Here is a 12701-nt window from a genome sequence, read left to right as displayed (position 1 = left end):
GGAAACGGCGGGCGCCGGATGCGCTCCGGTGCCCGCCGCCGCTCCCTAGTTCAGGACTTCGCTCTTGACGCGCTCGTTCATCGACTTGATGCCGTCGGCGACCGACTTGTCACCGACCATGATCAGCTCGTGCTCCTCCTTGAGGATCGTGTCCACGTCGGAGGTACGCTCACTGACCGGCATCTCCAGCACGACCTTGTCCGGCTGGAACGCCTTCTTCGACAGCTCGTCGGTCGGCATGCCCTTGAGCCCGAAGTAGGCGGTGGTGATCTCCGGGGTCTGCAGCGCGGGGACCACGCCGATCTTGGCGATCGCCTCGGCGCCCGCCTTGCCGGCGGCGAACTGCACGAACTTCTTGGCCGCGTCGGCGTTCTTGGCGCGCTTGTTGACGGCGAAGGCGGTCGGCGAGCCGAACGTCGTCACGCCCGTGCCGCCGGGACGCTGCGGCATGGGGGCCAGCGCCCACTCGACGTCGGTGGCGCCCTTCTCCTTGGCCGCCAGGAGGGCGGAGATGTACCACGTGCCCATGGGCAGCATGGCCGTCGCCCCGGTCTCGAACTGCGTCTTGTAGTCCGACTTCTGCGACATCGCGGTGGCGAAGTCGAGGGTGGCGCCGGCCTTCTGCAGCCCGAGCGCCATGTCGTACTGCTCGGTGAAGAAGTTGTAGTCGCCGCCGAGCTGGTCGCCGCCGGTCTGGGCCGCCGAGATGGCCTGCACCACCGACCGCCACGTGTGGTGGTAGGTGCCGTAGACCTTCTTGCCGCCCTCCTCCTTCGTGAGCTGCTGCGCGAGCTTGGCGTACTGGTCCCAGGTGGCGCTCTCGGGGAACTTGACGCCGGCCTTGTCGAAGTACGTCTTGTTGTAGTAGACGAGCCAGAAGTCCTGCCGGTAGGGCAGCGCGAAGTACGTGTTGTTGACGTTGAAGGAGTCGAGCCCGGCCAGCTTCGAGGCGTCGCTCGACTTGGCCAGGTCGGTGATGTCGAGGAGCTGGCCGCGGCTGGAGTAGCGCGAGTAGTCCGTGACGTTCTTCATCGTGATCACGTCGGTCGTGTCACCGCCGGCGAGCATGGTGGTGACCTTCTCGGCGTAGTCGTCGGCGAGGATGTCCACCGGCTTGATCTTGATGCCCGGGTTCGCCTTCTCGAAGGCGTCGAACAGCGCCTGGAACTCGGGCGTCTTGGCCATGTTCCAGACCGAGACGGTCAGCGTGTTTCCCCCGTCACCGCCGCCGCTCGCCTGGCCGCCGGAGCCGCAGGCGGTCACCGCGAGCGCGAGCGCGGCCGCGGCCCCGATGCTCTTGATCAGATGGCGGCGCACTCGGGCCCGTGCTGATGGGTGCGAAAGGATCATTGATCCGGTCTCCTTTCCATCATTCGCTGAGTCTTCGATCCCAAAGCTCCGGCGACGTGGGGGGTGATCGTGACGTTGGGCAGGTCGAGGGCGGCAGGGAAGCGGGGCGGCTAGTAACCGGTTACCCGACGAGTACGCTGAACGTTAAGAGCGGGTTACGTGGCCGTCAACCCCCGTCGCGGGGCGCGCAGAGCCGGAATGCCGGTCTGACCTGGGGCTTTGCCACCCTCTCGTTATTGTTTTGTTGCGTGGGGATTTGTGCGCTCTTGACGGTCGGTGAAGGACTTCCCTATCTTCGGCGTGGCCCAAGTAACCGCTTTCTAGGAGGTGCCGTGCGCGCTGACCACTCTCACGAGCACTGGGTGAAGACGGCGGACGGGCTGCTGGACGCCGTGACGCCGTACGCCACCCCCGGCTTCGCGCAGTACCGCCTGCCGGGCCGCACCAGCTGGGCAGGGGTCGCGTCCGACGGGCTCGAAGGGTTCGCGCGCACCTTCCTGCTCGCCGCCTTCCGCCTCGCCGGAGACCCGGCCGGCGCACCCTCCGCCCTGCTCGAACGCTACGCGGAGGGGCTGGCGCACGGCACCGACCCCGGCCACGAACACGCCTGGCAGCCCATCGCCGACGGGCACCAGACGATCGTGGAGGCCGCCTCGATCGCGATCGCCCTCCACGAGACCCGGCCCCTGCTGTTCGACCGGCTCGACTCCGCCGTCCAGAAGCGGGTGGTGTCCTGGCTGGGCGGGATCGTGGGCAAGCGCGCCTGGCCGTGCAACTGGGTGCTGTTCAAGGTGATCGTCGAGCAGTTCCTCGCCGGCGTCGGCGGGCCGTACGACCAGGAGGAGATCGACCGGCACCTGGCGGACGTGGAGCGCTGGTACGTCGGCGACGGCTGGTACACCGACGGAGCCGGGCAGAACTACGACTACTACTGCGGCTGGGCGATCCACCTCTACACGCTGTGGTGGACCAGGATGTCGGGCGCCGACGCCACCGTCTACAAGGAGCGGCTCCGTACGTTCCTCGACGGCTACCGGCACTTTTTCGCCCCCGACGGCGCGCCCATGCACCAGGGGCGTTCGCTGACGTACCGGATGGCGAGCCTGGCCCCGCTCTGGCTCGGCGCGTTCTTCGACGCCACCCCGCTGGACCCGGGGACCACACGCCTGATGGCGGGCCGCACGCTGGACCACTTCGCCGCCCACGGCGTGCCCGACGAGCGCGGCCTGCTCACGCTGGGATGGCACCGGACCCATCTGCCGATGACCCAGCCGTACTCCGGGCCCGCGTCACCGTACTGGGCCAGCAAGGGATTCCTGGGGTTGTTGCTCGGCCCCGACCACCCGGTGTGGACCGCGCCCGCCGTGGAGCCCGACGACGGCGACCTCACCGTGACCCTGCCCGCGCCGGGCTGGCTGCTGCACCGCACCGGAGGGGTCACGCGGCTGGTCAACCACGGCAGCGACGGCAACGACCCGGACAGCGCCAAGGACGACCCGCACTACGTCAAGCTCGGCTACTCCACGCACACCGCGCCCGAGACCGGCCCCGGCGGCCGGGCCGACAACATCGACAACCACCTCACCGTGATCCTCCCGGACGGGCGGCCCACCCGGCGCCGCCGCATCGAGCGCATCGGCATCGCCCGCGACTTCGCGGCCTCCCGCTACGCCGACGGCGAGGCCGTCGTGGAGACCGCCTCCGTACTCGACGGCCTCTGGGAGGTGCGGGTGCACCGCGTCACCGCTCCCGCAGGGAGCGTGGTGCGCGACGGCGGGTACGCCCTGGCCTCCGCCGATCCCTGCGCCGTCACGCTGGACGGCTCCGCCGCCTCGGTGCGGACCGGGTCGAACGAGATCGTGAGCGAGATCGTGGGGTTGCACGGCTGGCGCACCGCCCAGGCCGCGCTCCGCCAGGACGAGAACGCGATCGGCGCCCACTCCGCCACGCCGTACCTCGTGGGCGTCCATCCGGGCGGCCACGCGGTCTTCGTCACGGCGGTGCGCCTCAGCCGGGACTCCGCGGCGCAGGCCCCGGATGTCCACGTGAACGAAGATCAAGTCTCGTGGAATGATGCCGCTGGATCGCGGGTCGAGGTCGCGCTCGGTCGCGAGCCCGCGTACGTCCGACACGAACCCGGGGGAGAGCGCGTTGTCTGGACCGGCTAGACGCGTCACCATCCGCGACGTCGCCAAACACGCCGGGGTCTCGGTGGCGACCGTCTCGCGCACGCTGGCCGGCGACTACCCGGTGCAGCCGGCCACCAGGCACAAGGTGCTCCGCGCCGTGCGCGAGCTGGACTACGTACGCAACGCCCAGGCCAGAGCCCTGTCCGTGGCTTCGCCCGGCGCCGTGGCCATCGTCATCGACAACGTGTCCTCGGCGTACTACGCCTACATCGCCCAGGGTGTCGAGGAGCAGGCCGCGGCGGAGGGACGCCTGTCCCTCATCTGCACCACCGGCGGCGACGCGGAGCGCGAGCTGACCATCGTCCAGATGATGCGCGAGCAGCGGGCCGAGGCGGTGATCCTGGTGGGCAGCGTGGTCCAGGACGAGGACTACCGGGAGCGCATGACCCGGTACGCGCACTGGCTGGCCGCCTCGGGCTCACGGCTGGTGCTGGCCGGCCGGCCGCCGCTCGGCGAGGGGGTGCCGGCGCTCACGGTGGGGTTCGACAACACCGGCGGAGCGCACGCGGTCACGTCCCATCTGCTGTCCGCCGGCCACCGGCGCATTCTCTACCTGGGACTTCGCCCCGGCCACAGCACGTCGGACAGCCGGGTGGCCGGCTATCGCGCGGCCCTCGCGGACTACCGGGTCGGCCACGACCCGGCGCTCGAGGTGCGGTGCCGTTTCGACCGGGCGGACGGCTACGCGGCGATGAAGCAGCGGCTCACCGACGGGCCCCGCGACTTCACCGCGGTCTTCGCCGCCACGGACGTGGTCGCGGCCGGGGCCGTCCAGGCGATCCACGATCACGGGCTGCGCGTTCCCGACGACATCTCCATCGTCGGCTACGACGACACGCCGCCGGCCGAGGACATCCGGCTGACCACCGTGCACCTCCCGGTCGCCGAGCTGGGCCGCACCGCGGTGCGCCTGGCCCTGTCCGGCAAGAATCCGCTGACCGAGCCGCCGCTCATGCTCGGCACCCACATCGTCGTCAGGAACTCGGTGAAACGCTTGGAGAATCCGCGGTGAGAGCCGCTTTCGCGATGTCCGGCGCGTTGTTCGGCGAGATCTTCCCCGATGACCTCCGGGTACGGCTGGCCAAGTTCGTCGATGCCCCCGACGCCGTGCTCGGCGGCCTCAGCGGGACGCTCGCCGACGTGGAGGTGCTCATCACCGGGTGGGGGTGCCGCCGGATCGACGCCGCCGTGCTGGACGGCGCGCCTGGGCTGCGGGCGATCGTGCATGCCGCGGGCAGCGTCAAGGGGCACGTGACCCCGGAGGTGTTCGAGCGCGGAATCGTCGTGTCGTCGGCCGCCGCGGCCAACGCGGTCCCCGTGGCGGACTACACGATGTCGATGCTGGTGCTGGCCGCCAAGTCGGTGCCGCACCGGATCCGCGCCTACGCCGCCGGCGGCTGGCCTGACGGCCCACATCCCGGGGTGCCTCCTGCCGGTGAACGCGCCGGGCTCGGCGGCGCCACCGTCGGCGTCATCGGCGCCTCGCGCATCGGCCGCCTGGTGATTGAGCGGCTCCGCGCGTACGACGCGACCCTGTTGCTCAACGACCCCCACCTGGACGCCCGCCAGGCCCGTGAGCTCGGCTGCGAGCTGGTCGAGCTCGACGAGCTGTGCCGGCGCGCGAGCCTGGTGACCGTCCACGCGCCCGCCCTTCCCGAGACGTACCGGCTGCTGGACAGACGCCGCCTCGGCCTGCTGCCCGACGGCGCCACACTGATCAACACCGCGCGCGGCACCCTCGTGGACACCGAGGCGCTCACCCACGAGTGCGTCTCCGGCAGGCTCAACGCGATCCTCGACGTCACCGACCCCGAGCCCCTGCCCGCGGGGCATCCCCTGCTGAGCGCGCCCGGCGTGTGGGTGACCCCGCACATCAGCGGCGCCCGCGGCGGGGAGCTCCGCACGCTCGGAGAGTACGCGGTCGGCGAGGTCGAGCGCTTCGTCACCGGCCGCCCGCTCCGCGGGCAGGTGCGTCTGGCCGATCTGATGCGGATCGCGTGACTTGTCACACCGGAGCTGATGGCTGGGCCAGGTTCAAGTGGCTGTCGTGGGCGGCCGGAGGCCACTCCGACCCGCTGACTCGGAGTGGCGAACAAATCAGCCAGAGCCGCATCTAACCTCACGTACGCACTCCATCCAGAAGCGAACAGAGGAGCCGGCGTTGCTCAGGAAGCTGATAGTGCTGGGGATTGCCGCCACGGTGCTGGCAACCGGCGCGGGCGAGGCCGCGGCGTCGTCCTCGACCGCCTCCCTGCCCAAGGGATTCCTGCTGTACGAGGCCAAGGCCGCTGGGCCGGCGAAGTCGTGGGAGAAGTGGACGGTGAGCAACCGGCTGAGCCGGCGCCTGGAGGTCAATCCGTGCGAGCGCAATCCCGGCGCCAAGAACCGGGTCGCCGCGCGCACCATCACGTACGTCGCCGAGACCGATCACCTGAGCGAACAGGTCGTGATCTATCGCAGCAAGAGCGCCGCCCGCCAGGCGTTCAACGACGTACGGGCCGACCTCGAGCGGTGCGCCACCGGCGGCACCAAGCCCTACACCTACACCCTCCGATGGAAGAAGACCGACATCGGCGACGAGGCGCTGCGCATCGGCGGCTTCTTCTTCGAGAGCAGGGCACGCTACGTCATCGTGCGGAAGGGCAAGGCTCTGGCCGTCTACATCGAGGACGGCCTTGTGACCAAGAGCCTGAAGTCCGCCCACTTCCGCACGGTGCTGAAGGACGCCCGCACGATGACCGGCAAGCTCTGCAGCCTCCCGGGCGTCTGCTAGCCAGGAGTCAGGCGACCGGCAGGTTTTTCAGCGCCTCGCGGCGGCTGAGGCCCGAGATGCCCTTGGCCTTCACGTACCGGATCACCTCGGCGGGATTGGTCTTGGCGTATTCGCGTAACGCCCAGCCGATCGCCTTGCGGGCGAAGAAGTCGTTGTCGGACAGGCTCGGCTCGATGCACGCGTACAGCAGGGCCGTGTCCGTGCGCTCCTTGAACCGGTTTTGGCACAGGATCGCCGTGCGCCGTTTCCACAGGTCCTCATCGTGCGCCCACTCCAGCATGAGCGACCGCATCGAGTCGGGGTAGGCGGTCAGCAGACCGCCGACGCGGTGGGTGGCCAGCTCGTCGACCAGGTCCCACCAGGCGCCCGTGACGATCATCTCCTCGTACATCGGCACCGTGTAGAGGGTCTGGAAGCGCCGGTAGAAATGGTGTCCGGACAGCTCGATGGCGGCGTAGCGCTCCTCGCGGTATTCGGCCTCGCGCCACAGCGACAGCACGGCACGGCGCCAATCCGGTGCCGTCTCGAGGCGGTGCTCGGCGAAGACCTTCCGGAGCGCGGCCCGCCGGGGCACCGCCTGGACGCCGAGGAACGGCATCGCGGACTTCATGTAGACCCGCATCGCCTCCGCCTTGTCCGGCTCGGCCGCCTCCTGCAGGGCCAGCCGGACCGCCTTGCCCAGGCTCATCCGTTGCGCTGGGTCGTCCGCTCGCCGGTGGCGAGACCGTCGAACAGCACGGTGATGTAGTGCTCGGCCAGGCCGCCGGTGTTGAGCCTGCCGCCCGGGCGGAACCAGCGGACCGCCACCCAGATCGTGTCGCGGATCATCCGGTAGGTCAGCTTGGGGTCGACGTCGGACCGGAACTGCCCGGCCGCCTGCCCCGCCTTGATCTGCGACACCCAGATCTGCTCGACCTCGTCCTCGGCCTTGACGAGGTAGTTGAACCGCTCGAACTGCCGCAGGTAGTTCCAGTCGTTCTGCATGACCGTGATCGCGGCCCGGTGGGGCTCCAGGGTGCTGAAGCCGATGCGGACCATCTCCGACAGCACGGTGCGCGGGTCGGCGCTGGTGTCGACGGCGGCGCGGTAGCGGGAGATGAGGTCGTCGAGGAAGGTGGACAGCACCTCGTCGACGATCGTCTCCTTGGAGTCGAAGTGGTGGTAAAGGCTTCCCGAGAGGATGCCCGCCTCGTTGGCGATTTCGCGTACTGTCGTGGCCTGGAAGCCCTTGCGCGCGAAGATCTCCGCGGCGAGCTTGACGAGGTGGTCACGACGCTCGGACGCCGACCCCGATGAGGTCGCGCGCTGGCGCTTCGCCGGTGGGGTGGTGGTGCCGGAGTTCTTTCGCGTGGTCACGTCACCATTATGGGCCTACGGACAATCGCTTGTTCACCTAACCAGCCCAGCTCATCGGGCATTCCGGCTGTGTTGAATGGTCGCGCTCACTCGGCCCTCGCTGGTCACGCAAGCTACCCTTCGCGGGCCTAAACGTTCGCCGCTCCGGGACCAAGCGCTTGCTACCATGCGGGAATGAGCGAGGCGTACATCGTCGGCGCCGTCCGCACCCCCGTGGGGCGCAGGAACGGCGGCCTGGCCCGCACCCATCCCGCCGACCTCGGCGCCCACGTGCTCAGGGAGCTGATGGATCGCGCGGACGCCGACCCGTCGGCCGTGGAGGACGTCATCTTCGGCTGCGTGGACACGATCGGACCGCAGGCCGGCGACATCGCCCGCACCTGCTGGCTCGCCGCCGGGCTGCCCGAGGAGGTGCCCGGCGTCACGATCGACCGCCAGTGCGGCTCCTCCCAGCAGGCGCTGCACTTCGCCGCCCAGGCCGTGCTGTCGGGCACGAGCGACCTGGTGGTGGCGGGCGGTGTGCAGAACATGAGCATGATCCCCATCTCGGCCGCGATGCTGGCCGGGCGTCCGTTCGGGCACGAGACCCCGTTCGCGGGCTCGAAGGGCTGGGTGGAGCGGTACGGCCGGCAGGAGGTCTCCCAGTTCACCGGGGCCGAGCGCATCGCCGCGCAGTGGGACGTCTCCCGGGAGGAGATGGAGCGGTACGCGTACGAGTCGCACCGGCGGGCCCTGCACGCCATCGACGCCGGATATTTCCGGCGGGAGATCGTCCCGTGCGAGGGCGTGGCCGACGACCAGGGCCCGCGCAGGGACACCACGCTCGCCAAGATGGCCGCGCTCAAGCCCCTGGTCGAGGGCGGCAGGCTGACCGCCGCGCTGGCCTCGCAGATCTCCGACGGCGCCGCCGCCCTGCTCATCGCCTCGCCCCGGGCCGTACGCGAGCACGGCCTGACCCCGCGCGCCCGCGTCCACCACCTCTCGGCCCGCGGCGCCGACCCGATCACGATGCTCGACGCCCCGATCCCGGCCACCGTCCACGCGCTCGGCATGACCGGCATGTCGATCGACGACTTCGACGTCGTCGAGATCAACGAGGCGTTCGCGTCGGTCGTGCTGGCCTGGCTCAAGGAGACCGGAGCCGACCCGGCCAGGGTCAACCCGAACGGGGGCGCCATCGCGCTGGGCCACCCGCTCGGCGCGACCGGGGCCGTGCTGGCCGTCAAGCTGCTGCACGAGCTGGAGCGGACCGGCGGCAGGTGGGGCCTGCAGACGATGTGCGAAGGCGGCGGGCAGGCGAACGTCACCATCGTCGAGCGCCTGTCACCATGAGACTATGGCCAACCCCTTCACACTGGGCGTCGCCTCAGGGGAGCCGATGCCCGACGGCGTGGTCCTCTGGACCCGCTTAGCGGTCAACCCCCTCAGCTCCGATCCCGCGCGGCCGGGCGGCATGCCCGACCGGGCGGTCGAGGTGCGCTGGCAGCTCGCCGAGGACGAACGGTTCACCCAGGGCCTGCGCCAGGGGACGGTCCAGGCGCAGCAGTCCTCGGCGCACAGCGTGCACGTCAGGGTGGCAGGGCTCAAGCCCGGCACCGACTACTTCTACCGGTTCCGGGCGAGCGGCGAGCTGAGCCCGGTGGGGCGTACGCGGACGGCGGACGACCCGGCCTCGGCGCGGCCCGTGCGGTTCGCGGTCGCCAACTGCCAGCGGTTCGAGCACGGCTTCTACACCGCCTACCGGCACCTGGCCGCCGAGCGGCCCGACGTCGTCTTCCACGTCGGCGACTACATCTACGAGTCGCGCCAGGCCGCCACCGTCGTGCGGCCGCTCGGGCCGGTGCCCGGCGAGATCACCAAGCTGCACGAATACCGCCTGCGCTACGCCCGCTACAAGACCGACGCCGACCTGCAGGCCGCGCACGCCGCCGCGCCGTGGGTGACGACCTGGGACGACCACGAGGTGGCCGACAACTACCGGGGCCGGGGCGACGGGTCGGCGGCGTTCCTGAGGCGGCGGGCGGTCGCGTACCAGGCCTATTACGAGCACCAGCCGCTCCGCGTGCGGCCGCAGGGCGGCAACCTGCAGATGTACCGGCGGCGGACGTACGGGCTGGTCGCCGACTTCATGGTGCTCGACGTGCGGCAGCACCGCGACGCCACCACCATGCTCGGGGCCGCGCAGGAGGAGTGGCTGCTGTCCCGGCTGCGCACCAGCCCGGTCAGGTGGCGGGTGCTGGTGCAGCCGCTGTTCTTCGCCCGCCGCTTCGTCCCCGGGCCGGCCCCCAACCTCCGCCCGGACTCCTGGGACGGCCACCAGGCCGAGCGCGCCCGCATCCTGGCCGCGAACGGGCCGGGTCTGGTCGTCTTCAGCGGTGACGTGCACAACTTCTGGGCGGGCGACCTCAAGGCCGACTTCCTCGACCCGGCCTCGGCCGCGGTGGGTGCGGAGTTCGTGGGCAGCTCGATCAGCAGCAGGCCGCCGCAGACCGACGGCCCGGCCGTGCTGGCCGCGAACCCGCACCTGAAGTTCTTCGACGGCCGCCGGGGCTACATGTCCTGCGTGGCGAGCCCCGAGGAACTGCGCGTCGCCTTCCGCGCGGTGGACTTCGTGGACAGGAGGGGAGCGCCGGTCCGGACGGTGGCGGAGTTCCTCACCAAAGGGAACGGGTTGACGTCAGAAAATGGCTCTAGCAAATAGGAAACTTTCCTATTAGATTTCGGGTCATGCCCCAGAGCGGTGACCTGCTTCGCCTTGCCGACGCCGTCCTCTTCCCCGGCTTCGCCGGACGGACGCCACCCGACTGGCTCCGCCGCAGGCTCGGCGACGGGCTGGCGGGCGTGGTGCTGTTCTCGCGCAACATCGCCGATCCCGTCCAGGTGGCCCGGCTGACCGCCGCGCTGCGGGCCGAGAACCCCTCGGTACTGGTCGGCACCGACGAGGAGTCCGGCGAGGTCACCAGGCTGGAGGTGGCCACCGGAAGCAGCCGCCCCGGCGCGTACGCACTCGGCGTCGTCGACGACGTGGCCCTGACGGAGGCCGTGGCCAGGGACCTCGGTGGCGACCTCGCCAGGGCGGGCATCACGATCGACTTCGCCCCGTCGGCCGACGTGAACTCCAACCCGGACAACCCGGTCATCGGCCTGCGGGCGTTCGGCGCCGACCCGGCGCTGGTGGGCCGGCACACCAGGGCGTTCGTCCGCGGCCTGCAGTCGGCCGGCGTGGCCGCCGCCGCCAAACACTTCCCGGGACACGGGGACACCTCGATCGACTCGCATCACGGTGTGCCCGTGGTGGCCGACGAGGGGGTCGAGGACGCGTTGTTCCCTTTCCGCGAGGCGATCAAGGAGGGGGTCAAGGCCGTCATGACCGGTCATCTCCTCGTTCCCTCGTACGACGCCGAGCTGCCCGCCACGCTCAGCCCGAAGGTCCTCACCGGGCTGCTCCGCGAGGAGCTGGGCTTCGACGGAATGATCGTCACGGACGGCATCGAGATGGCCGCGGTGTCGGGCGCGTACGGGATCGGGGGCGCCTCCGCCCGCGCCATCGCCGCCGGGGCCGACGCGATCTGCGTCGGCGGCGAGCGGGCCGACGAGGCGACCGCCGTGGAGATCCGCGACGCCATCGCCGCCGCGGTGACCGATGGACTGCTGCCCGAGGAGCGGCTGGCCGACGCCGCTCGCCGGGTCCGCGAGCTGGCCGCCTGGGCCACCTCCTCGGGCAGCCCGGTCGCCGGGGACGGCGGTCTCGGCCTCGCGGCGGCCCGCCGGGCGGTCCGCGTCACCCGCCGGTCCACGGCCCCGGTCCTGCCGCTGACCTCGGCCGCGTACGTGGTGGAGCTGGCCCCCGAGATGAACCTGGCCATCGACAGGAGCACCCCGTGGGGCGTCGGCGAGCCGCTCGCCCGCCTGCTGCCGGGCACCGCGGTCACCCGGCTCGCCGCCGGCCAGGCGACCGGGGCAGTGCTGGAACGCCTGCTCGTCGAGGCCGCGGGCCGGCCACTCGTCATCGTCGCCCGCGACGCGCACCGCCACGCCTGGCAGGGCGAGGCCCTGAGACACCTCCTCAGCGCCCGCCCGAACGCCGTGGTGGTGGAGATGGGCCTGCCCGCGCGGTCGGACCTGGGCGCCGTGCACATCGCCACGCACGGCTCCGCGCGGGTCTGCGGGCAGGCGGCGGCGGAGGTGCTGACGGGCCGCGGTCTTTGATCCCCGCCGGTTTCTGTCGGCGCGGACGTCTAGTCTCCGGCACCATGTACTTCGACGGCGAGGACCTCTCACACAAGGCGCTGACCGACCGGCTCCCGGCCGACGAGCCGCACGTCTTCCGCGGCTGCGACCTCACCGAGGCCGATCTGTGGGGCGCCTCGCTGGCCGGAGCCCGCTTCGAGTCGTGCGTCCTCGACCAGACCGACTTCCGCAAGGCCGACCTCGACGGGGCCGTGTTCGCGGGCGGGGGCGGGATGCGCACCAGGTTCAACGACGCCGACCTGATCGACGTGTCCTTCACGGACGTCGACCTGTCGTCGGCCCAGTTCGGCGGGGCGCTGCTGACCGACGTCTCATTCACCGGATGCCGCATGATCGGCGCCTCCCTCACCGCCTCCCGCGGCACCGGCTTCACGGTGACCCGGTCCAATCTGACGCTGGCCAATCTCGGCGGGTGCTCGCTGCGGGGCGAGCTGATCGAGGGCGTCCGCTTCGACGACGCCGACCTGTCGGGCTGCGACTTCACCGAGGCGACCTTCAGCGACTGCCGGCTCAGAGGCACGCGGCTGCTGAACACGAAGTTCGCGAAGGCCGACCTGCGCGGCGCCGACCTGGGCGAGCCGGACGACGCCAAGCTGCGGGCCTTCGCGGGCGCCGTCATCAACCAGGCTCAGGCCAACGCCATCCTCGCCGCCCGAGGCATCACCGTCCTCTGACGCCGGAAACTGTCTGCGGGGCGGAGGTGATGGGATGGGTGCCGGCCCTTCGCCTCGGGAAGGCGGGCACCGCAGGTGGAGCCCGAGCTACGTGGCTCTGGCGCCCAC

General features: G+C 71.0%; 11 protein-coding genes. 8 read left to right on the top strand and 3 right to left on the bottom strand.

Annotated elements, in window-relative coordinates:
• Positions 1 to 45: 45 nt before the first annotated feature.
• The gene (locus ID574_RS41340; RefSeq protein ID WP_188194478.1) at positions 46 to 1350 is read right to left on the bottom strand and encodes an ABC transporter substrate-binding protein; all 1305 of its coding nucleotides are present in this window, start codon (positions 1348 to 1350) and stop codon (positions 46 to 48) included.
• Positions 1351 to 1682: 332 nt separating this feature from the next.
• On the opposite strand from ID574_RS41340, the gene ID574_RS41335 reads away from it, so the two are divergent.
• The 4 genes from ID574_RS41335 to ID574_RS41320 all read left to right on the top strand — a co-directional run bounded on the left by ID574_RS41335 (position 1683) and on the right by ID574_RS41320 (position 6312).
• Complete coding sequence (locus ID574_RS41335; protein ID WP_223167613.1) at positions 1683 to 3518, top strand: DUF2264 domain-containing protein; 1836 nt, start codon at positions 1683 to 1685, stop codon at positions 3516 to 3518.
• Positions 3502 to 4551 (top strand): LacI family DNA-binding transcriptional regulator, encoded by a 1050-nt coding sequence (locus ID574_RS41330; protein ID WP_223167612.1) that lies wholly within the window; start codon positions 3502 to 3504, stop codon positions 4549 to 4551. Before ID574_RS41335 ends, ID574_RS41330 begins: the two co-directional genes overlap by 17 nt.
• Positions 4548 to 5540, top strand: a complete 993-nt coding sequence (locus ID574_RS41325) for a hydroxyacid dehydrogenase (RefSeq protein ID WP_223167611.1) — start codon at positions 4548 to 4550, stop codon at positions 5538 to 5540. Before ID574_RS41330 ends, ID574_RS41325 begins: the two co-directional genes overlap by 4 nt.
• 160 nt (positions 5541 to 5700) lie before the next feature.
• Positions 5701 to 6312, top strand: a complete 612-nt coding sequence (locus ID574_RS41320) for a hypothetical protein (RefSeq protein ID WP_188194477.1) — start codon at positions 5701 to 5703, stop codon at positions 6310 to 6312.
• 7 nt (positions 6313 to 6319) lie between these two features.
• Here the strand turns inward: ID574_RS41320 and ID574_RS41315 are convergent, their stop codons facing one another.
• Both ID574_RS41315 and ID574_RS41310 read right to left on the bottom strand, forming a co-directional pair.
• Positions 6320 to 7000: a DNA alkylation repair protein gene (locus ID574_RS41315; protein ID WP_188194476.1), complete on the bottom strand. Its 681-nt coding sequence runs from the start codon at positions 6998 to 7000 to the stop codon at positions 6320 to 6322.
• Positions 6997 to 7668, bottom strand: a complete 672-nt coding sequence (locus ID574_RS41310) for a TetR/AcrR family transcriptional regulator (protein ID WP_188194475.1) — start codon at positions 7666 to 7668, stop codon at positions 6997 to 6999. Before ID574_RS41310 ends, ID574_RS41315 begins: the two co-directional genes overlap by 4 nt.
• A 174-nt stretch (positions 7669 to 7842) precedes the next feature.
• Here ID574_RS41310 and ID574_RS41305 point away from each other — a divergent pair, with 174 nt between their 5' ends.
• From ID574_RS41305 to ID574_RS41290, 4 genes are read left to right on the top strand one after another with little or no spacing between them, the layout of a single operon-like run.
• Positions 7843 to 9000 carry an acetyl-CoA C-acetyltransferase gene (locus ID574_RS41305; protein WP_188194474.1) on the top strand — a complete coding sequence of 386 codons (1158 nt, stop codon included), beginning with the start codon at positions 7843 to 7845 and terminating at the stop codon, positions 8998 to 9000.
• A gap of 4 nt (positions 9001 to 9004) precedes the next feature.
• Complete coding sequence (locus tag ID574_RS41300) at positions 9005 to 10369, top strand: alkaline phosphatase D family protein (protein WP_188194473.1); 1365 nt, start codon at positions 9005 to 9007, stop codon at positions 10367 to 10369.
• 26 nt (positions 10370 to 10395) lie between these two features.
• Positions 10396 to 11877 carry a glycoside hydrolase family 3 protein gene (locus ID574_RS41295; RefSeq protein WP_188194472.1) on the top strand — a complete coding sequence of 494 codons (1482 nt, stop codon included), beginning with the start codon at positions 10396 to 10398 and terminating at the stop codon, positions 11875 to 11877.
• Positions 11878 to 11921: 44 nt separating this feature from the next.
• Positions 11922 to 12593, top strand: a complete 672-nt coding sequence (locus ID574_RS41290; RefSeq protein ID WP_188194471.1) for a pentapeptide repeat-containing protein — start codon at positions 11922 to 11924, stop codon at positions 12591 to 12593.
• The last annotated feature ends 108 nt before the right edge of the window (positions 12594 to 12701 follow it).

The sequence above is a fragment of the Nonomuraea sp. SYSU D8015 genome, from assembly GCF_008065375.1.
GTDB lineage: Bacteria > Actinomycetota > Actinomycetes > Streptosporangiales > Streptosporangiaceae > Nonomuraea.
The sequence above is the reverse complement of the archived record's forward strand: the minus strand, read 5'-3'. Positions and strand labels throughout refer to the sequence as shown.